This window comes from Rhizobium sp. H4, assembly GCF_003013335.1.
GTDB classification, from domain to species: Bacteria; Pseudomonadota; Alphaproteobacteria; order Rhizobiales; family Rhizobiaceae; genus Rhizobium; species Rhizobium sophoriradicis.
Genome location: NZ_PSOW01000005.1, coordinates 311055 through 331848, shown reverse-complemented (window position 1 = coordinate 331848; position 20794 = coordinate 311055). Strand labels below are relative to the sequence as shown.

The following is a 20794-nucleotide window of genomic DNA, read 5'->3' as shown; positions in this document are numbered from 1 at the left end:
ATGCCGGATTATCAGACGATCAAGAAGGAACTCGAAGGCATCGCCGTCGAGGACAATCCGGCGCTGGTGCGCCAGAAGAGCCGGGACTTCTACTGGTATTCGCCGATCCTGAAGGCGCAGCTCGACAATGTGACGGCCGATCTCGTGGTCACGCCAAAGAATGAGGAAGAGGTCATCCGCACGCTGAAGGTTGCTTTCGCCCATGGGGTGCCGGTCACTCCCCGCGGCGGCGGCACCGGCAATTACGGCCAGGCGATGCCGCTCTCCGGCGGCATCGTGCTGAACCTTGCGGCCATGAACAAGATCAAGGAAATCCATCCCGGCCGGGTGATCTGCGAGCCGGGCATCATCATCGCTCAGCTCGACAAGCAGACCAAGGCCCATTCCGGGCAGGAGCTACGCTTCCACCCTTCGACCGCGCAGATGGCGACCGTCGGCGGCTTCATCGCCGGCGGCTCCGGCGGCGTCGGCTCGATCACCTGGGGAGGCCTGCGCGATCTCGGCAATATCCTGCGTCTGCGCGTCGTCACGATGGAAGCCGAACCTCGGGTGCTCGACCTCACCGGCTGGGACCTGCAGAAGGTCAGCCATGCCTATGGCACCAACGGCATCATCACTGAAATCGAAATGCCGCTGGCGCCCGCCTATGACTGGGTCGACGTGCTTGTCGGTTACGACGACTTCATGGCGGCCGTGCGCTTCTCGGATGCGCTCGCCAAATGCAACGGCATCCTCGTCAAGGAGATCGCGCCGATCGCCGCACCCATACCGCATGATTATTTCACGCGCCACAAACCCTATATCCGCAAGGGACAGTCGGTCGTGGTGCTGATGATCGCGCCGCATTCAATGGATGCTTTCCTGGCCTTCGCCGCCGCGCATAAGGGCGAGGTCGTCTTCCGCTCCGACACGGTCGAAAGCATGAAGGGCATTCCGCATGCCTATGAGCTTGCCTGGAACCACACGACGTTGCGCGCCCTGAAGGTCGATCCCAACTTCACCTATCTGCAGGTTCAGTATCCGGGGCCGGATCACGTGGCCAAGGTCGCCAAGATGGTCGAGATCTTTGGTGACGAAGTGCCGGGCCATCTCGAATTCATCAGGTTCGACGGGCAGATCCAGTGCTCCGGCCTGCCGCTGGTGCGTTACACCTCGGAGGAACGCCTCGAGGAGATCATCAGGATTCACCAGGATCACGGCTGCCCGATCTTCAACCCGCACCGCTACACGCTCGAGGAAGGCGGCATGAAACGCACCGACAAGGTGCAGCTCGCCTTCAAGCACGAGACCGACCCGAGGGGGCTCCTCAATCCCGGCAAGATGATCGCCTGGGAGAACCCCGATTTCGATTTCGATGCCGGCAAGAACTATCTCTTCCCAGGGCTTGCGAGCGTCATGGAGGCCTCATGAGAGTTCTCGTCCTTCACTCGCATCCGGTCGAGGAAAGCTACGGCAAGGCGCTTTACAAACAGACGCTGGAAAGCCTTCGCAAAGCCGGTCACGAGGTGGATGGCTGCGATCTCTATGCCGAGAAATTCGATCCCGTGCTGTCACGCAACGACCGGCTCGCCTATCACGACTATCCCGGCAATTCCGCACTGGTGAAGCCCTATGTCGATCGGCTGAAGCAGGCTGAAGGACTGGTACTGGTGACACCCGTCTGGAACTTTGGCTTCCCGGCAATCCTCAAAGGCTATTTCGATCGCGTCTGGCTTCCGGGCGTCTCTTTCGAACTTGTCGACGGCAAGGTGGAATCGCGGTTGCGCCATATCACCAAGCTCGCCGCCGTGCTGACCTACGGAACAACCCCATTCCGCGCCCTCGTGGCCGGCAACCCGCCGAAGAGGATCGTCAAGCGCGTGCTGAGGGCGCAGATCAATCCGCTGCGGCCGGTTACCTTCCTTGCTCATTACGACATGAACAATTGCACGCCTGAAACGCGGGCGCGGTTTCTGGAAAAGGTGCAGACATCGATGGAACGGTTCTGAAACGGGTCGCCCCAGAGACGTCACAGTACTTTGGCGGCGGTGACCTCGACTTCGACGAGGAAATCCGGCCGAGTGAACCCGCCGACGATGATCAACGTAGAAACCGGCTTCGGATCGAGCGTGTAGCGATCGCGCACCGCCATATAGGCCGGAAAATCCTCGCGCTTCGTCACGAATGCCGAAATGCGGATGACATCCGCAAAACTCATCTCCGCATCGGCAAGAATGGCCTTGATCGCTTCGAAACAGAGCTCCGCCTGCTTGCCGATATCTTCCGGCACCTTCTCGTCGAGACCGATGCCGAGCTGGCCTGAAACGACGAGCAGCGACGCGCCCGGCGGCACCAGCAGCCCATGATTGTAATTTCCAAACGGACGGCGGACGGACGGCGGATTGAAAATCTTCTTCATCGGCATTTCCATAGCGCGATTTCCTTCAACTCCTCAGCCAAACCCTCTCCGACGTCAAGCGCCTCGCTCTTTCCGCTCGGCAGCGGCCGCAAAGACGGCGCTGGCGTCGCTGACGATTTCCACATGGGCATAGGCCGCGCGCGCGGCGGCCGCGCCGTCGGCGCGCATGATCGCCGTCACGATCACGTCGTGCTCGTCATAGGATTTCGCCAGCCGGCCGGACAGCCGGAACTGCGCGCGGCGAAAAGGCGCAAGCCGGGCCCTGCTCTGCGTTACCAGCTCATAGATGTGCTCATTGTGCGCGCCGCGATAGAGCCGGCTATGAAATTCGGTATTATAGGCAGCATACTCTTCGTCGGCGCCCTGACGCACGAGCCGGGCGGAGGCGCGGTGCTCGATTTCCAACAGGCGCCGCTCCTCGATCGTCATCCGCTCGGCGGAAAGCCGAGCGCAAATGCCCTCGAGCTCCGCCATCGCCTCGAACATCGAATGCAGATAGGTTTCCGTCACATTGGTGACGACGGCGCTGCGGTTCGGTTCGCGCTCGACAAGCCCCATCGCTCCGAGTTCCCGGAGCGCCTCACGCACAGGGGTGCGCGACACATCGAACCGGGCTGCCAGCGAAATTTCGTCGAGCTTGTCACCCGGCAGCATCTGCCCGGTCACGATCATGTCGGCGATTGCCCGCACCATCTGCTCGACGGTCGTTCCCGCCCGGATGATCTCCCGGCGCCGGATCTGCTTCGATGGGTCACTCTGGTCGTTGGTCATGCTGCATACACATGCATTGCCCACGACACAAAGTCAAATATGGAAACAATACACTGTTTTCATTTGCAAAATTAAATTAATCGACAACCGGAAACAAGTTCACTTCCTATATAATGTGGAATTTTCGCCAATTTTATAGGCTTTGCATAAATTTTATACTGTGAGCCCCTGAAATTGCATACACTTGCGACATCCGTCAAACGGCCTCGAAATTACCATCGTAAAATCAATCCCTTAATATCTGGCACGTCCATTGCATACACTTTTCCTGTATCCAATGAACCGGCAGAACGCCATAAGGGGAGCATTCCAATGACCAAACTCCTTTCCATGAACCGCCGCAATTTTCTTCAGGCCTCTGCTGCCGCTGCCCTTGCCGGCGCCGCGCCCGGCCTGCTTTCCTCGCGCGCCCTTGCCCAGAGCGCCCTTACCGTCGGCTTCATCTATGTCGGTCCGAAGGACGACTATGGCTACAACCAGGCCCATGCCGAGGGTGCAGCCGCCGTCAAGGCGCTGCCTGGCGTCACCGTCGTCGAGGAAGAGAACGTGCCGGAGACGGTCGACGTCCAGAAGACGATGGAATCGATGATCAACCTCGATGGCGCGGCTCTGCTTTTCCCGACCTCCTTCGGTTACTTCGATCCGCACATGCTGGCGATGGCCGCCAAATATCCCGATACCCAGTTCCGCCATTGCGGCGGCCTCTGGCAGGAGGGCAAGCATCCGGCCAATACCGGCTCTTACTTTGGTTACATCTTCCAGGGCCAGTATCTGAACGGCATCGCGGCCGGCCATGCGACGAAAAGCAAGAAGATCGGCTTCGTCGCCGCCAAGCCGATTCCGCAGGTGCTGCAGAACATCAATGCCTTCCTGCTCGGCGCACGCACCGTCGATCCGACCATTACCTGCCAGGTGATCTTCACCGGCGAATGGTCGCTCGCCGTCAAGGAAGCCGAAGCCACCAACGCGCTGGTCGACCAGGGCGCCGATGTCATCACCTGCCATGTCGACAGCCCGAAGGTCGTGGTCGAGACGGCGGCGGGCCGCGGCGCCTTCGTCTGCGGCTATCATGCCAACCAGAGCCCGCTCGCGCCCGAGAAGTACCTGACCGGCGCCGAATGGGCCTGGGGCAATGTCTACAGCGACTTCGTCAAAAAGGCGCAGGCCGGCGAAAAGCTCGGCAACTTCGTGCGCGGCGGCCTGAAGGACGGCTTCGTCAAGATGAGCGCACTCGGCCCCGGCGTTTCCGTAGCCGGGCGCAAGGCCTTCGAGGCTACCCATACCGAGATGATGAAAGGCGGCTTCTCGGTCTTCAAGGGACCGCTCAAGGACAACAAGGGCGGCACGGTCGTGACCGCCGACAAGAGCTACGCCGAAGACGCGATCGAGCTCGAAAGCATGAACTATCTGCTCGAGGGTGTCGTCGGATCCACGGCGTAAACCGCGAAGGGGAAGCGCCATGACCGTCCAGGCCAATGATCCCGCAATATCCATCGCCGAAAACCCGGCTTCGCTGCGTCCGATCCTCGAATGGATCGCGCGAAAAGCCGAACCTCTTGCCATCGGCTTTGCCGCCATCCTGATCGGTCTTGCGCTCTTCTCCCTGTTCATCCTGGCGATCGGCAAATCGCCGGCAGTGCTTTTCCAGCTCATGTATACCGGCGGCTTCGGCAGCTGGTTTTCGGTGCAGAACAGCTTAAGCCGTGCCGCACCCCTGCTCCTGACGGCACTCTGCGTCGCCCTGCCCGCCCGCCTCGGCCTCGTCATCATCGGCGGGGAAGGAGCGGTCGTGCTGGGCGGCGTTGCCGCCGCGGCCATGGCCATGCCGCTCGCGGGTTCGGCGCCGGTCTTGCTGACGCTCGTTCTCATGGGAGTTGCCGCCATGGTGGTCGGCGGCATCTGGATCGGCCTTGCCGGTTTCCTGCGCCATTACCGCGGCGTCAACGAGACCATCTCGTCGCTGCTGCTCTCCTATATCGCCATCGCCTTGATGAACCAGTTCGTCGAAGGGCCGCTGCGCGATCCTGCAAGCCTCAACAAGCCGTCGACCAAACCGCTGCCGGCTGAGTACATGCTCGGCAACATCCCCGGCATGGACGTGCATTGGGGCCTTGTCATCGGCATTGTCGCCTGCATTCTCTCCTGGATCCTGATCGAAGTGACGAGCTACGGCTTTGCCGCCCGTATTGCTGGCGGCAACGTGCGCGCGGCCCAGATTCAAGGCTTGCCCGTGGGCAGGCTGATTGCCGGCTTCACGGCGATCGCCGGCAGCTTCGCCGGGCTTGCCGGCATGATCGAGGTCGCCGCCGTCCAGGGCAGCGCCAACGCCTCCCTTGCCGCGGGCTACGGCTATACCGGCATCCTCGTCGCCTTCCTGGCCAGACACAATCCGCTGGCGATCGTCCCCGTCGCGATCCTGCTCGGCGGCATCGACGCTTCGGGAGGCCTGATCCAGCGCCGCATGGGGCTGCCTGATGCCACCGTGCTGGTGCTGCAAGGCATGCTCTTCCTCGTCATCCTGTTCTGCGAGACCTTCTACGGCCGCTTCAAGGTCTTCAATCCCGACCTCTGGAAAAGGAGCCTGTGATGGAAGAGACAGGCATCGGCTTCTGGGGCGTGCCCCTCGCCATCCTCGCAGGCGCCATCCGTGTGTCCACCCCTTTCATTTTCGTCAGCCTGGGCGAGACGATCACCGAGCGCTCCGGCCGCATCAATCTCGGCCTCGAAGGCACGCTCGTCTTCGGCGCGATGACGGCCTATGCCGTCGCCGTCATGTCCAACTCCCCCTGGCTCGGCGTGCTCGCGGCCATGGCGACAGGCGCGGTCTTCGGCCTTGTCCACGGCTGGATCTGCAAATGGCCGAAGGTCAACGATATCGCGATCGGCATCGCCATGATGCAGTTCGGCCTGGGGCTCGCCTTCTTCCTCGGCAAGCCCTTCATCCAGCCGGCAGCGCCGCATCTGCCGGCAATTCCGCTCGGCTCCTGGTCCAGTTTGCCGCAAATCCAGGCGGCGCTGAATATCAACGTGCTGTTCCTCCTCGGGGCCGCCCTCGCCTTCGTTCTCTGGTGGGCGTTCAAGAATACCCGCGTCGGTCTCGTCCTGCGCGTCGTCGGCGACAGTACGGATGCAGCACGGGCCATGGGCATCGATCCGGATCGCGTGCGACTGCTCGCCACCGCCGTCGGCGGCTCGCTGGCGGCGATCGGCGGCGCCTATCTCTCGCTCTATTATCCCGGCTCCTGGAACGAGGGGGTCTCCTCCGGTCAGGGTCTGATGGCCGTGGCCCTCGTCATCTTCGCCCGATGGAATCCTATCGGCTGCTTCCTTGCCGCCCTGCTCTTCGGCGGCGCCGGCGCGCTCGGACCGGCGCTGCAATCGGTTGGGGTGAGCGAGGGCTATTATCTCTTCTATGCCGCCCCTTACGTGCTGACGCTGGTCATCATGATCGCGACCTCTTCGCCGACACGTTCGCTCGCCGGTGCGCCCCGGGGCGCTTTCCCTGACAAAGTAGCATGAAAGGAGCCAAGCCATGAACGGTCTCGGCGGATTGAACAAATCGGAACATGGCGTCGCCATCGGCCTCGTCCAATTGCAGCTTCCCGTTACCGTCACGAGAGAAGACCTCGCCCGCCAGACACAGGTGATCGTCGATCTCGTCGGTAAAGCGCGACGCAACCAGCCCGGCATGGATCTGGTTGTTTTCCCTGAATATGCCCTTCACGGCCTGTCGATGGATATCAATCCCGCGATCATGTGCACGCTCGACGGGCCGGAGGTCGCAGCCTTCAAGAAGGCTTGCAAGGGGAACGCGATATGGGGCTGCTTCTCGATCATGGAGCTGAACCCTGAAGGCATGCCCTACAATTCCGGCATTGTCATCGACGATAAGGGCGAGCTGAAGCTCTATTATCGCAAAATGCACCCATGGGTGCCGGTCGAACCATGGGAGCCTGGCAATGCCGGTATCCCGGTCATCGACGGGCCAAAGGGTGCAAAGCTCGCGCTCATCATCTGCCATGACGGTATGTTCCCGGAGATGGCGCGCGAATGCGCCTACAAGGGTGCGGAAATCATGATCCGCACGGCCGGTTACACCGCGCCAATCCGCGAAAGCTGGAAATTCACCAATCAGTCGAATGCCTTCTGCAATCTGATGGTTACGGCGAGCGTCTGCATGTGCGGCTCGGACGGCACCTTCGATTCCATGGGCGAAGGCATGGTCTGCAATTTCGACGGCACGATCATCGCTCACGGCGCCTCTGGGCGCGTCAACGAGATCATCACTGCCGAAGTCCGTCCCGATCTGGTGCGCGAAGCACGCCTCGGCTGGGGCGTCGAAAACAATATCTACCAATTCGGCCATCGCGGCTATGTCGCTGTCTCCGGCGGCGCGGGTGACGCGCCCTATACCTACATGCACGACCTCGTCGCCGGCAAATACCACCTTCCCTGGGAGGATCGGGTGAAGGTCACGGACGGTACGTCCTGCGGCTTCGAGAAGCCGACGCGGCGCTACGGTGAAACATTCAAGCTCGCGGGCGAATAGGAGAAGAAGACGATGGACGCCATGGTCGAACCCAAAGGACATTATATCGACGCGGACCCCTATGCCTGGCCCTATAATGGCGATCTGAGACCTGATAACACCGCTCTCATCATCATCGACATGCAGACGGATTTCTGTGGCAAGGGCGGCTACGTCGATCACATGGGTTATGACCTGTCGCTCGTCCAGGCGCCGATCGAGCCGATCAAACGCGTGCTGGCTGCCATGCGCGCCAAGGGCTATCACATCATCCACACGCGCGAAGGCCATCGGCCCGATCTTGCCGACCTGCCGGCCAACAAACGCTGGCGCTCGCAGCGGATCGGCGCAGGGATCGGCGATCCGGGTCCTTGCGGGCGCATCCTGACCCGCGGCGAACCCGGATGGGACATCATCCCCGAACTCTATCCGATCGACGGCGAGACGATCATCGACAAGCCGGGCAAGGGCTCCTTCTGCGCCACCGACCTTGAACTGATCCTCAACCAGAAGCGCATCGCAAACATCATCCTGACCGGGATCACCACCGACGTCTGCGTCTCCACCACGATGCGCGAGGCCAATGACCGCGGTTTCGAATGCCTGCTTCTGGACGATTGCTGCGGCGCGACCGACTACGGCAACCATCTCGCCGCCATCAAGATGGTGAAGATGCAGGGGGGCGTCTTCGGCTCGGTCTCCAATTCCCAGACGATTGTGAGCCAGCTGCCATGAGCACGGTCCGCGACACACCGCTCCCACAGGCGGGCCGAGCCGTCGGCATCGATACGCTCGACATGACGATGCGCTTCGGCAGCTTCACGGCGCTCGACCATGTCTCGATCAAGGTGCCCGCCGGCAGCTTCCATGCTTTGCTCGGCGAAAACGGCGCGGGCAAATCGACCCTCGTCAAATGCATCATGGGCTTCTACCACGCCACCTCAGGAGCGCTTTCCGTCGACGGCCGCGAAGTGGCCATCGCCTCGCCCAAGGACGCCGCCATCTATGGCCTCGGCATGGTCTATCAGCACTTCACGCTCGTCCCGTCGCTGACCGGCGCCGAAAACCTCGTCATCAGCCGCGCCGAAGTGCCCGCCATCATCAATTGGGCGAAGGAGCGGAAGGACCTTGCCGCCTTCATGGAGCGCATGCCGTTCAGGATCCCGCTCGACCGGCCGGTGAGCGAGCTCGCCGCCGGCGAGAAGCAGAAGCTGGAGATCGTCAAGCAGCTCTATCTCGGCCGCTCCTTTCTCATTCTCGACGAACCGACCTCGGTTCTGACCCCTGCCGAAGCCGATGAGATGCTCGGTCTCATCCGGGGGATGACCGAGCGCGGCGAACTGACCGTGCTGATGATTTCGCACAAGTTCCACGAGGTGACGAAGTTCGCCGATGCCGTCTCGGTCCTGCGACGCGGCAGGCTGGTCGGCACCGGCAAGGTCGGCGACCTCTCGACATCGGAGATGGCCGCCATGATGATCGGCGACGTGAAGCTTGCAGAGCTCGACAGCCGCGTTCCCGTTTCCGAAAACGCCAGGCCCGTCCTTGCGGTGGAGCAGGTCAAGGCGCCGGACCGCTCTGGCCTCAAGACCATCGCGATCGACAATCTCATGGTCCGCTCCGGCGAGATCGTCGGCATTGCCGGCATTTCGGGCAACGGTCAGAAAGAGCTGACGGAGATCCTTGCCGGCCAGCGGCCGGCCGACAGCGGCCGCGTGAGCGTCAATGGCAACACCTATGGCGCGACGCGCCCCGAGACCCGCAGAAACAATGTCCGCTTCATCCCCGAGGAGCCGCTGCAGAACGCCTGCGCCCCGCGCATGACGGTGAGCGAAAACCTCGCCTTCCGAACCTTCGACCTGAAGGCGGACGGCAAGGATGCGATCTGGCTGAACAAGGGCAAGATGAAAAAGCGGGCGGCGGCGCTGATTTCGGACTTCAAGGTGAAGACCGCCTCCTCATCCTCGCCGATCGCGGCACTTTCAGGCGGCAACGTGCAGCGCGCCGTGCTCGCTCGCGAATTGACCGGAAAGGTTGACCTGCTGATTGTCTCGAATCCCTGTTTCGGCCTCGACTTCTCGGCTGTCGCCGAAATCCGGGCTCGCATCATGAAGGCCCGCAATTCCGGCACGGCCGTCCTGCTGCTGTCCGAAGACCTCGACGAGCTCCTCGAGATGTCCGACCGCATCATGGTCATTTCCGAAGGCCGGCTGGTTTACGAGACACCGGCGCGCGCGGCCGATATCGCCGTGATCGGCGCCCACATGGCGGGGCATCATTGATGGCCGAGATCAAGGCAGAACCCTTCGCTTTCCCGGTAAAGCACGATCATCTCGCCCTTATCGTCATCGATATGCAGCGCGATTTCGCCGAGCCCGGCGGCTTCGGCGCAAGCCTCGGCAACGACGTCAGCCGCATCGGCAGGATCGTACCGGATGTCAAGCGGCTCATTCAGGGCTTCCGCCATGCCGGGCTGCCGGTCATCCATACGATGGAATGCCACCGCCCCGATCTTTCGGATCTGCCGCCAGCAAAACGCGACCGCGGCAATCCCATCCTCAGGATCGGCGACGAAGGCCCCATGGGCCGCATCCTCATCGCGGGCGAGCCGGGAACGGCGATCCTGCCGGAGCTTGCTCCGATCGACGGCGAAGTGGTCATAGAAAAGCCCGGCAAGGGCGCCTTCTATGCCACCGGCCTCGGAGAGATACTGCAGCAGAAGGGCATCAAGCAGCTTGTCTTTGCCGGCGTGACGACGGAGGTCTGCGTACAGACGACCATGCGCGAGGCGAACGACCGCGGCTATGAGTGCCTTCTCGCTGAGGAGGCGACGGAAAGCTATTTCCCCGAATTCAAGGCGGCAACAATCGCCATGATCCGCGCCCAGGGCGCGATCGTCGGCTGGACCGCCCATGTCGACGACATTTTGGAAAGCATCGCCCATGCCTGAAACAACCCGCGACCTGCTGACGTCAGGCGGCTGGAAGGAACTGGAATTCGGCCCCTTTCGCGACGACGTGACCATCCATTGGATCCGCCCCTTCGAAGGTGACCAGCCGGGCGTGGCGCTCCTGAAATACGGGGCCGGCGCCAGCGTTCCGCGCCACCGGCATTCAGGGCTGGAAACGATCCTGGTTCTGGATGGCATACAATCCGATGAAGCTGGCAACTACGGCCCCGGCAGCTACATCGTCAATGCGCCTGGCACCGAACATTCGGTCTGGAGCGATACCGGCTGCGTCGTTCTCATCCAATGGGATCGACCGGTGAAGATCTTAGAAGAGCCCGCAACGCCTGGGCCCTAACGTCATGTTGCATTGAGATCCGCCCAGACAAACCTGCTCTCACCTCGAAGTTGTTCGCTTCTGAATCTCGCGCCGCCAAAAAAAGACGCATTGGAATCAGGGCGCTAATGAGGACTCGGAAAGCGAGCATGAGCGGCTTGCTAAGTCGTTGAAAAATGATTCGTTTCGCTCGGAACGATTCGCCGCCGAATCACTTGAATCGCTTGAGTTGTGTCGGGAGCATCCCAAGCCATGGCGGGTCCGAGAGCGAATTGGAAGGGCTATATCAGATTCGGGGAGGTGTCCTGCCCGGTGGCGCTCTATACGGCGGCCTCCTCGTCGGAACGCATCGCTTTCAACACCCTTAATCGTAAAACCGGAAACCGGGTCAAACGCGAATTCATCGACAGCGAGACCGGGGATCCGGTCGAGCGCGACGACCAGGTCAAAGGCTATGAGGTCGAGAACGGCCAATATGTCGTGCTTGAGCCCGACGAGGTTGCGGCAGCGATCCCTGAGAGCGACAAGACATTGAAGATCGAGGCCTTCATTCCCTGTTCGCAGATCGACACCACCTACTTTGACAAGCCCTATTATCTCGCCCCCGACAAGATCGGCACGGATGCCTTTCTGCTCCTGCGGGACGGCATGAAGAAGGAAGGGGTCGCGGCAGTTGCCAAGACCGTGCTCTTTCGTCGGCTGCGCACCGTTCTCATCCGGGCGCATGGCAAGGGCCTGATCGCCTCGACCCTGAACTTCGACTACGAGGTCCGCTCGTCCGAAAAGGCGTTTGAAGAGATGCCAGACCTGAAAATCGAAGGCGAAATGCTCCAACTCGCCGAACATATCATCGGCACCAAGAAGGGCAGCTTCGACGCCAGCACCTTCGATGACCGCTATGAGGCTGCAGTCGCCGAGCTGGTCAAGGCGAAGATCGAGGGCCGCACGCTGCCGAAGCGGAAAGCGCCGGCCGCCTCCAAGCCGAGCGACTTGCTGCAGGCCTTGCGCGAGAGCGCCGGTATCGGCGCGAAGGAAACGAAGCCGAAGCGGACGGCGGCGAACGCCAACAGAGGTGCTGGCCGTCAGAAGGCAGCCAAGCCTGCCGCGAAAACGAAGCAGGCTTCGGCACCGAGGCGCCGGGCCGGCTGATCGGAGGTCACAGTCATGGCTCTACGTCCTTATTGGCGAGGTTATCTCAAGCTCTCGCTCGTCACTTGCCCGGTGCAGATGATGCCGGCCACCTCCGAAAGTGAGAAGGTCCGCTTCCACACGCTCAATCGCCAGACCCAGAACCGCGTCGTCAGCCACTACGTCGATTCCGTTACCGGCAAGGAGGTCAAGGAAGAGGACGAGGTTAAAGGCTATCAGCGCGGAGAGAACGAGTACGTCATTCTCGAGGACGAAGAGCTCGAGAACGTTGCTCTCGAAAGCACCAAAACGATTGATATCTCTACCTTCACGCCCCGCGAAAGCATCGATTGGATCTGGCTCGACACGCCTTATTATCTCTCGCCGAATGATCCGGTCGGGCAGGAAGCCTTCTCCGTCATCCGTGACGCGATGGAGGCCCAGAATATGGTGGGGATTTCCCGCCTGGTGATCTCGCGACGCGAGCGCGCCGTCATGCTCGAGCCGCGCGGCAAAGGTATCGTCCTGTGGACGCTGCGCTACGGCGACGAGGTCCGCGATGAAGACAGCTATTTCGAGGCAGTCGGAGACGAAAACGCCGATTCCGACATGATGCCGCTCGTCCAGCAATTGATCAAAAAGCAGACGAAGGACTGGAGCCCGAAGATGGTGGCCGACCCGGTACAGGAGCGCCTGCTTGAGATCATCGCCGCCAAAAAGAAGAGCCTCAAGAAACCTGCCAAATCCAAGGGCAAATCTGCGCCGTCGGCTCCGCCGACCAACGTGGTCAACATCATGGATGCTTTGAAGAAATCGGTTGCAGCTGAAAAGCGGACCGGCAGATGACCCGCCGCGCCAAACCGTTGCTCCAGGACGCGCACCTTCTCAAGTCGAAGCCGGCGCGGCGGCGCGATCCCACACAGCCTCATCTTCCGTTCGACCCGATGCCCGATCGGGTAGAGCCATGCCTGGCGCTGCTGAAGAAGGTGCCGCCCAAAGGACCGGATTGGGCATTCGAGGTGAAATGGGACGGCTATCGACTTGCCATTCACATCGAGCCGAAAGGGGTGCGGATCATCACCCGCGGCGGCCACGATTGGACGCACCGGTTTCCGACGATCGCCGAGGCGGCGAGGAAGCTCGGCGTCGGAACCGCCATCCTTGATGGCGAAGCGATCGTGCTCGACAAGGAGGGGCATTCGGATTTTGGCGCCCTGCAGCGCTCGCTCGGTGGACGGGGTGGGAAACGCTCGTCGACCGAGTCCGTGTTCATGGCATTCGACCTTGTCTATTTTGACGGCCATGATCTGACGGGAACGGAACTCTCGGTCCGCCGCCACCTGCTGGAAGATTTTCTCGATGGCGTCACCGGCGCAATTCGGCTGTCGGACGAAGTCTTTGGCGATGGCGCCGAGCTTCTGGCGAATGCCTGCTCGATGGGGATCGAGGGCATCATCGCCAAGCATCGGGATCAGCCCTATCGCTCCGGCCGCACCGGCGACTGGCTGAAGATCAAATGTGTCCAGAGCGAAAGCTTCATGATCATCGGCTACGAGCAGTCGACAGTTGCGCGCGGTGGGATCGGCAGCCTGCTTCTTGCAGCGCGCAAGGAGCATGACTGGGTCTATGTCGGCTCGGTTGGAACGGGGTTTAATGCCAGGAATGCGGCGCACCTGCGCATGTCACTCGATAAACTCAGAACCAAGCGGCCGGCTGTAGCACTCAAGGGCAAGAACCTGGTCTTCGCCCAGCCAACATTGATTGCGGAGATCGAGTTTCGCGGATGGACCGATGACGGCAGTTTGCGCCATGCATCCTATAAGGGCCTCCGTGAAATCCAGGACAATGCGGCGGTTTTCGACATGAATGAGAAACCGCCTGAATGAACTTCCAGCGGTGGCGATATGGCTCAAGACTTCGGCACCGTGCTACCCAAGGGAGTTCCTAAGGAGGCGCACGGCCTAAGCCATCGAAAAGCGCGGGCATTAGCCCACACCTGAGAATAGTTTGAAGAAAAACGTGTGGTAGCGGAGGAGGGATTTGAACCCCCGACACAAGGATTATGATTCCTCTGCTCTGACCTACTGAGCTACTCCGCCACTGGTCAAACGATACCTGCTCGCGAAGCGCTGCGGGCTCGTGGGATGAGCGGCTTATAAGGTGCGCTTCGGCTTTGTGTCAAGCGCATGATGGAGAAAAACCCTGGGGCTTGGCCACCCGCCCTCTCCTATCGATTTCAGGCGGCGACGGGGCTGGCCAAGAGGGCCTTGAGCGAGGCCTCGGCCGAGGGTTCACGCTCGGAACGCTCGATGAAACCGCCGCCGAAGACGCGGGCGTCGTCGCCGGGTGCGGAATAAAGCGCGCAAGCCTGGCCGGGAGCAATGCCGGCCTCGCCGACCGTCAGGTCGACATAGGTGCCTGTGGCATCGACATGCAGCACGGCGGGTGCCGGTGCCCGTGTCGATCGGACTTTGGCGTAGCAGGCAAAGCCATTGCCGGAAGCGGCCTGCACGAGCGTCTCGTCGCCCAGCCAATTGACGTCGCGCAGATAGACGCGGTGGGTTTCCAGAGCCTCCTTCGGACCGACGATGACGCGGCGCGAGCGGGCATCGAGATAGACGACATAGAGTGGTTCGCCGGTGGCGATGCCGATGCCGCGGCGCTGGCCGATGGTGAAATGCAGGATGCCTTCATGGCTTCCAAGCACGCGGCCGTCGAGATGGACGATCTCACCGGCGAGCGCCGCATTCGGCTTCAGCTTTGTGATGATATCGGAATATTTGCCCTGCGGCACGAAGCAGATATCCTGGCTGTCGGCCTTCTTGGCGACGACGAGGCCCATCTCTTCGGCAAGGCGGCGGGTCTCGGCCTTCGGCAGGCCGCCGAGCGGAAAGCGCAGATAGTCGATCTGCTCCTGCGTTGTGGCGAACAGGAAATAGCTCTGGTCGCGGTCGGCGTCGGCCGGACGGAACAGCGCGCGGCGGCCGGGATGTTCGGGCGAAGGGTTCGGCCGCGAACGGATATAATGGCCGGTTGCCAGCGCATCGGCGCCGAGTTCCTTGGCCGTTGCCAGGAGATCGGCAAACTTGACGGTCTGGTTGCAGGAGACGCAGGGAATCGGCGTTTCGCCTGCCACATAGCTTTCGGCGAAGGGATTGATCACCGTCTCGCGAAAGCGCTTCTCGTAATCGAGCACATAATGCGGAATGCCGAGCGTTTCGCAGACGCGGCGGGCATCGTCGATATCCTGGCCGGCGCAGCAGGACCCGGCGCGGTGAACGGCGGCGCCATGATCGTAAAGTTGCAGCGTAATGCCGAGCACGTCGTAACCCTGCTGCTTGAGAAGGCCGGCCACGACGGAGGAATCGACGCCGCCCGACATGGCGACGACGACACGGGTCTCTTCCGGCTTCTTGTCAAAATCCAGTGTGTTCAACGGTGGTGCCAAATTCTGCGCGCTCATCATCCGCCCTTGCGCTGCAATTGCGGCGGATTGCTGTATCAGGCGGGATCGGCCGCCTTTCGATCAGCGATCGATATAGAAAGGATTGTATCGGGACGCAAGGGGCGGCTTCGGGCGGCCGATCGTTTCGCCCGCGAGAAAGGAAAGGCGCGGCCGAGGCCACGCCTTAAAGCGGGGTGCGGCTCAGGTGCCGATCAGCTTGTTGCAGGCGAATGCGATGCCTGGATTGGCGATGACCGCGGTCATGAACGCCAGTCCGATTATCGAGAATGAATAGCGTTTCATATACATCCTCCTTCCAGCCCGTGCATTATGCCGCGCCGGCCGCCGTTCTCAAAATAACGAATGCTTGAGCACCGACCGGCTCAACCGGAAATCGTCGAGCGAATAAGTATCGCCCTATGGAACTATTCTTTCGATCATGCGTTTGCTGCTGGCATCAATGTCGCAATCGAATGCTGCGGAGGGTTTCATGGCCAGGTTCGGCACGACGGCGGATTACAACAGGATCAGACACTGGATCGAAGAGCGAGGCGGCCATCCCGCTCGCATCAAGGACGCGACCGACAGCGAAACCGTCCGCGTCGATTTTTCCTCGGAAACGCAGGAGGAGATTTCCTGGGACGAATTCTTCCAGGGTCTCGACGGCAGCAGGCGCGCCTTCCTTCATCGCACCAAGGCTGACGACGATAGAGCCCGTTTCGGCAAGATCGTCCGCCGCAAGCGCTTGCCTCACTGAAATATACCCATTACTGACGCAGAAAACCCGGCGCCGTTTCCCGCGCCGGGTTTCCCTGTTTCCTTGGGAGGAGGAAACTCAGTCGATGTTGAATGTCAGCAGCTTTGCCTGGCGGATTGCCTGGTGGGCCGTCAGCTGTTCGAGCACGCCATCCTCCACCTCGCCGTCGACATAGAGCAGCGCGATGGCGTCGCCACCCTGCTTGTCGCGCCCGAGCTGGAAGTTGGCGATGTTGACGCCGGCACCACCAAGCGTCGTGCCGATGAAGCCGATCATGCCAGGAACGTCGGTATTGGTGATGTAGATCATGTGCGAGCCGACATCGGCATCGAGATTGATGCCCTTGATCTGGATGAAGCGCGGCTTGCCGTCCGAAAACACCGTGCCGGCGATCGAACGTGTCATGCTCTCGGTCGTCACCGTCAGCTTGATATAGCCGTCGAAGACACCCGTCTTGTCGCGCTTGACCTCGGAGAGAACGATGCCCTTTTCCTTGATCATGATCGGCGCCGAAACCATGTTGACGTCGGCGACCTGCGGGCGGATGAGGCCGGCAAGCACCGCACTCGTCAGCGCCCGCGTGTTCATGTTGGCGGTGATGCCGTCATAAAGGATCTCGATTTCCTTGATCGGCTCTTCGGTGACCTGGCCGACAAAGGCGCCGAGAACATCGGCAAGACGGATGAAAGGTTTCAGGATCGGCGCTTCTTCCGCGGTGATCGACGGCATGTTGATGGCGTTGGAGACCGCACCCTTGACGAGATAGTCCGACATCTGTTCGGCCACCTGCAGGGCGACGTTTTCCTGCGCTTCGGTCGTCGAAGCGCCGAGATGCGGCGTGCAGACGACGTTCGGCAGGCCGAAGAGCGGGCTTTCCTTGGCGGGCTCGACCTCGAAGACGTCGAAAGCAGCACCCGCGACATGGCCGGACTTGATGGCTTCGGCGAGAGCCGCTTCATCGACCAGGCCGCCGCGGGCGCAATTGATGATGCGCACACCGGGCTTGGTCTTTGCCAGCGCTTCCTTGTTGAGGATGCCGCGCGTCTTGTCGGTCATCGGCACGTGCAGCGTGATGAAATCGGCGCGGGCGAAAAGCTCGTCCAGCTCGACCTTGGTGACGCCCATTTCCTCGGCGCGCTCCTTGGAGAGGAACGGGTCATAGGCGACGACATGCATCTTGAGGCCGATGGCGCGGGCGCAGACGATCGAGCCGATATTGCCGGCGCCGATGACGCCGAGCGTCTTGCCGGTAATCTCGACACCCATGAATTTCGACTTCTCCCACTTGCCGGCCTGCGTCGAGGTATCGGCGGCCGGAAGCTGGCGGGCGACGGCGAACATCAGCGCGATCGCGTGTTCTGCCGTGGTGATCGAGTTGCCGAAGGGCGTGTTCATGACGATGATGCCGCGGCGCGAGGCAGCCGGGATATCGACATTGTCGACGCCGATGCCGGCGCGGCCGACAACCTTGAGGTTCTTCGCCCCTTCGATGATCTTTTCCGTCACCTTGGTGGCGGAACGGATGGCAAGGCCATCATACTTGCCAATGACTTCGAGCAGACGATCCTTGTCCTTGCCGAGCTGCGGTTCGAAATCGACTTCGACGCCGCGGTCGCGGAAAATCTGGACGGCGGTTTCCGACAATTCGTCGGATACGAGAACGCGAGGTGCCATTGTGGCCTCCTTCAAATGTGTTCAGCGATGAATGAATGGAGATACGGGCTCCGCCCTGTGGCGGAGCCGGATGCGATCACGTCAAGCTGCCGCCTGAGCGAGCTGCGCCTTCTGCGTTTCGAACGCCCAGGAAAGCCAGGGCATCAGCTTCTGCATGTCGGACGCCTCGATCGTAGCACCCGCCCAGATGCGCAGCCCCGACGGCGCGTCGCGGTAATGGCCGATGTCATAGGCGACACCTTCCTTTTCCAGGAGGCCGACCAGGCCCTTGGCGAAATTCGCCTGGCCGTCGGCGTCGAGAGCCGCGATGTCTTTGTCGACGATCTTCAGGCAGACGGAGGTGTTGGAGGCCGTTTCCGCCTTGACGGCGAGATTGGCGATCCAGTCGTTTGCCGCGACGAAATCGTGAATGACCTTGGCATTGGCATCGGCGCGCCCGATCAGCGCCCTGAGGCCGCCGAGCTCCTTGGCCCAAAGCAGCGCATCGATATAGTCCTCGACGCAGAGCATCGACGGCGTATTGATCGTCTCGCCCTGGAAGATGCCTTCCGTCAGCTTGCCGCCCGAGGTCATGCGGAAGATCTTCGGCAGCGGCCAGGCCGGCGTATAGGTGGTGAGGCGCTCGACGGCGCGCGGCGAAAGAATGATGACGCCATGTGCGCCCTCGCCGCCCAGAACCTTCTGCCAGGAGAAGGTGACGACATCGAGCTTGGCGAAATCGAGTTCCTGCGCGAAAGCCGCCGACGTGGCATCGCAGATCGTCAGGCCCTTACGCTCGGCGGGAATGAAATCGCCGTTCGGCACGCGCACACCCGAAGTCGTGCCGTTCCAGGTGAAGACGACGTCGCGATCGAAATCGACGGCGGAGAGATCGGGAAGCTCGCCGTAACCGGCTTCGAGCCTGCGCACATCCTTGAGCTTCAGCTGCTTGACGACATCGGTGACCCAGCCGGCGCCGAAGCTTTCCCAGGCGAGCATGTCGACGCCGCGTTCGCCGAGCATCGACCAGAGCGCCATTTCGACGGCACCGGTGTCGGACGCCGGAACGATGCCGATGCGGTAATCCGCCGGCACTTCGAGAATTTCACGGGTAAGGTCGATCGCCTGCTTGAGCTTGGCCTTGCCGACCTTCGCACGGTGCGAACGGCCAAGGGCCGCGTCGGAAAGGGCTTCGAGCGACCAACCGGGGCGCTTCGAGCAGGGGCCAGAAGAGAAATGGGTATTGTGCGGACGGATGTCCGGCTTTGCGGTCTTCGCCATGATGCTATCCTCTCAGATAGAAAGCCCTTCGTTGGGGAAGGGTGTCCCGCCGCCGTGTGTATGGATCGGAGACGTCATAGTCAAGATCGAAGTGTCGCAACCGGTAGATATTTTGACGCAGACGGGGTGGCGGATATGAAAAAAGCCGCCCGGGTCGGGGCGGCTTTTTCATGCGAAGGGTTCGGCTTTACTTGTAGACCGGCTGCTGCAGCGGGATTTCCGGCGGCGGTTCGTAGCTCGCCTGGGCGCAGCCGCCGAAGAGATAGCGGGCACCGACGCGGGCTTCGTGGACGCTCAGACCCTTGTCGCGGCCCGGGCCGCCGTTATCGGCATAGCCGAACATGTTGCCGCCGTCGATATGCAGGTAGCGGTAGCCGACATCGGCCTTGATGTTGCAGGTGACGTCGACCGAGGCGCCGGCCATGAGGGCGTAAGTAAAGCGCCAGTTGCCCTTGCCGCCATGAGTAACCTGATCGTCGCAGAAGCTGCCGTCATCGGCGCAGGCGACGTTGCGCAGGTTCTTCCACTTGACGTAGGAACCGCCGATACCGGCGCCGACATAAGGCGTGACATAGCCGTAGGTGCCGAGATCGACATAGGCGTTGGCAAGCAGCGTGTAGGCCGTCAGCGAAGAGCGGTCGCTCGAGGTGCAATCCACCAGCGGGAAGCCGCACTGACCGACCGTCGAGCCGCGGAAATCGGCCTGGGTGAGATAATCGAAGGTCAGATCGGTGCGCAGGTAGCTGTTGATCTGGTAACCGACACCGCCGCCGATCGTCCATGCGTCGTCGAGGTCAGCGTCGTCGAAATCGACCTCCGTGGCATTGCTGCCCTGGAAGTAGCGGGCGCCCCGCAGATCGGTGAAGGCATAACCGACATCGCCGCGCAGGTACCAGCCGGTTGCCTCGGTGACCGTCACTTCCGGCGGCTGCTCCGGGATCGGCTCAGCAGGGGCGAAGTCCGCGGAATAGGCGTTTGTCGCGATCAACAATGCCGCCAAGATGCCGGACAAGCTTCTTTTCATATCCCACTCCAAAATCCGTTGCGTCGGCAGGCACACATCGCCGCCAAACTGATACGCTTCGGATGGATAATGAATGGGAAATGTTAAAAGCTGCTTAACCACGATTATTTACTTTAGGAAACAGGGATTGCCGCAGTAAAAGTCTTCGAAGCTGCGACCTGACGAGACCACTTGGCTGGATAGCGCACCAGCTCTTCCCTTAATCTTCGCCCAGCCGCGACGCGGCATATGATCATCACCAGGGGTGATACATTGGCGAGGACGCTCGCCCCACCCACCCTCACCAAATCAGTTTAGGCCGTGACTGGCATTGTCTGGCTTCGCTAGCGGATGGCGTCGCGGACACGGGCGTCTGCGCTGTGAATGGGTTTCTCCTGCCCACCCCACCCTCCGTCCTGCTCGGCCTTGAGCCGAGCATCCACACCGCATCCAGCAGCAGCAGTCGCATGGATCCCAGGCTCAGGGCCTGGGATGACGGAGAGTGTGGCGGCATTCTCGCCAAACGCGCCGTCAGCGTACAGAGAC

Annotated in this window: 19 protein-coding genes, 1 tRNA gene and 1 pseudogene; 14 read left to right on the top strand and 7 right to left on the bottom strand. The window is 61.4% G+C overall.

Annotation, left to right across the window (positions count from 1 at the left end):
* Both C4N04_RS10410 and C4N04_RS10405 read left to right on the top strand, forming a co-directional pair.
* Nucleotides 1-1410, top strand: coding sequence for an FAD-binding oxidoreductase (locus tag C4N04_RS10410; protein ID WP_077990473.1), 1410 nt, complete (start codon nucleotides 1-3; stop codon nucleotides 1408-1410).
* Entirely contained in the window at nucleotides 1407-1988 is a 582-nt protein-coding gene (locus C4N04_RS10405) for an NAD(P)H-dependent oxidoreductase (RefSeq protein WP_096764359.1), read from the top strand. Before C4N04_RS10410 ends, C4N04_RS10405 begins: the two co-directional genes overlap by 4 nt.
* A 20-nt stretch (nucleotides 1989-2008) precedes the next feature.
* Here C4N04_RS10405 and C4N04_RS10400 read toward each other — a convergent pair whose 3' ends face one another.
* Together C4N04_RS10400 and C4N04_RS10395 are read right to left on the bottom strand one after the other, a co-directional pair.
* A complete protein-coding gene (locus C4N04_RS10400; RefSeq protein WP_077990843.1) occupies nucleotides 2009-2398 on the bottom strand; it encodes a RidA family protein in 390 nt (129 codons plus the stop codon).
* Nucleotides 2399-2452: 54 nt separating this feature from the next.
* A complete protein-coding gene (locus C4N04_RS10395) occupies nucleotides 2453-3169 on the bottom strand; it encodes a GntR family transcriptional regulator (protein ID WP_064686068.1) in 717 nt (238 codons plus the stop codon).
* Between the two features lie 312 nt (nucleotides 3170-3481).
* Between C4N04_RS10395 and C4N04_RS10390 the strand changes: the two genes are divergently transcribed.
* The 11 genes and pseudogenes from C4N04_RS10390 to ligD all read left to right on the top strand — a co-directional run bounded on the left by C4N04_RS10390 (nucleotide 3482) and on the right by ligD (nucleotide 13995).
* Nucleotides 3482-4609 (top strand): BMP family ABC transporter substrate-binding protein, encoded by a 1128-nt coding sequence (locus C4N04_RS10390; protein WP_106795983.1) that lies wholly within the window; start codon nucleotides 3482-3484, stop codon nucleotides 4607-4609.
* A 19-nt stretch (nucleotides 4610-4628) separates the two neighbouring features.
* A complete protein-coding gene (locus C4N04_RS10385) occupies nucleotides 4629-5756 on the top strand; it encodes an ABC transporter permease (protein ID WP_106795982.1) in 1128 nt (375 codons plus the stop codon).
* Nucleotides 5756-6683: pseudogene (locus tag C4N04_RS10380) on the top strand (ABC transporter permease). Before C4N04_RS10385 ends, C4N04_RS10380 begins: the two are co-directional and overlap by 1 nt.
* An 18-nt stretch (nucleotides 6684-6701) precedes the next feature.
* Entirely contained in the window at nucleotides 6702-7718 is a 1017-nt protein-coding gene (locus C4N04_RS10375; RefSeq protein ID WP_106795981.1) for a formamidase, read from the top strand.
* A 12-nt stretch (nucleotides 7719-7730) separates the two neighbouring features.
* Nucleotides 7731-8432, top strand: a complete 702-nt coding sequence (locus tag C4N04_RS10370; protein ID WP_106795980.1) for an isochorismatase family cysteine hydrolase — start codon at nucleotides 7731-7733, stop codon at nucleotides 8430-8432.
* Entirely contained in the window at nucleotides 8429-9979 is a 1551-nt protein-coding gene (locus C4N04_RS10365) for an ABC transporter ATP-binding protein (protein WP_106795979.1), read from the top strand. Before C4N04_RS10370 ends, C4N04_RS10365 begins: the two co-directional genes overlap by 4 nt.
* Nucleotides 9979-10647 carry an isochorismatase family cysteine hydrolase gene (locus C4N04_RS10360; protein WP_106795978.1) on the top strand — a complete coding sequence of 223 codons (669 nt, stop codon included), beginning with the start codon at nucleotides 9979-9981 and terminating at the stop codon, nucleotides 10645-10647. Before C4N04_RS10365 ends, C4N04_RS10360 begins: the two co-directional genes overlap by 1 nt.
* Entirely contained in the window at nucleotides 10640-11002 is a 363-nt protein-coding gene (locus tag C4N04_RS10355) for a cupin domain-containing protein (RefSeq protein WP_106795977.1), read from the top strand. Before C4N04_RS10360 ends, C4N04_RS10355 begins: the two co-directional genes overlap by 8 nt.
* Before the next feature lie 231 nt (nucleotides 11003-11233).
* Nucleotides 11234-12130, top strand: a complete 897-nt coding sequence (locus C4N04_RS10350; RefSeq protein ID WP_106795976.1) for a Ku protein — start codon at nucleotides 11234-11236, stop codon at nucleotides 12128-12130.
* Nucleotides 12131-12145: 15 nt separating this feature from the next.
* Entirely contained in the window at nucleotides 12146-12955 is an 810-nt protein-coding gene (locus C4N04_RS10345; protein ID WP_077990496.1) for a Ku protein, read from the top strand.
* On the top strand, nucleotides 12952-13995 hold the full coding sequence (gene ligD, locus C4N04_RS10340) for a non-homologous end-joining DNA ligase (protein WP_106795975.1): 1044 nt from the start codon (nucleotides 12952-12954) through the stop codon (nucleotides 13993-13995). The genes C4N04_RS10345 and ligD overlap by 4 nt, the downstream gene beginning before the upstream one ends.
* Before the next feature lie 136 nt (nucleotides 13996-14131).
* Here ligD and C4N04_RS10335 read toward each other — a convergent pair.
* Nucleotides 14132-14208 (bottom strand) — tRNA-Met (locus C4N04_RS10335).
* A 137-nt stretch (nucleotides 14209-14345) separates the two neighbouring features.
* On the bottom strand, nucleotides 14346-15545 hold the full coding sequence (gene mnmA / locus C4N04_RS10330) for a tRNA 2-thiouridine(34) synthase MnmA (protein ID WP_106795974.1): 1200 nt from the start codon (nucleotides 15543-15545) through the stop codon (nucleotides 14346-14348).
* A 499-nt stretch (nucleotides 15546-16044) separates the two neighbouring features.
* Here mnmA and C4N04_RS10325 point away from each other — a divergent pair, with 499 nt between their 5' ends.
* On the top strand, nucleotides 16045-16311 hold the full coding sequence (locus tag C4N04_RS10325; RefSeq protein ID WP_039623497.1) for a hypothetical protein: 267 nt from the start codon (nucleotides 16045-16047) through the stop codon (nucleotides 16309-16311).
* 78 nt (nucleotides 16312-16389) lie between these two features.
* Here the strand turns inward: C4N04_RS10325 and serA are convergent, their stop codons facing one another.
* From serA to C4N04_RS10310, 3 genes are all read right to left on the bottom strand, one after another.
* Nucleotides 16390-17985 (bottom strand): phosphoglycerate dehydrogenase, encoded by a 1596-nt coding sequence (gene serA, locus C4N04_RS10320; protein ID WP_039622028.1) that lies wholly within the window; start codon nucleotides 17983-17985, stop codon nucleotides 16390-16392.
* A gap of 81 nt (nucleotides 17986-18066) precedes the next feature.
* A complete protein-coding gene (locus C4N04_RS10315) occupies nucleotides 18067-19245 on the bottom strand; it encodes a phosphoserine transaminase (RefSeq protein ID WP_106795973.1) in 1179 nt (392 codons plus the stop codon).
* 187 nt (nucleotides 19246-19432) lie between these two features.
* Nucleotides 19433-20269 carry an outer membrane protein gene (locus C4N04_RS10310; RefSeq protein WP_010060657.1) on the bottom strand — a complete coding sequence of 279 codons (837 nt, stop codon included), beginning with the start codon at nucleotides 20267-20269 and terminating at the stop codon, nucleotides 19433-19435.
* Nucleotides 20270-20794: the final 525 nt, after the last annotated feature.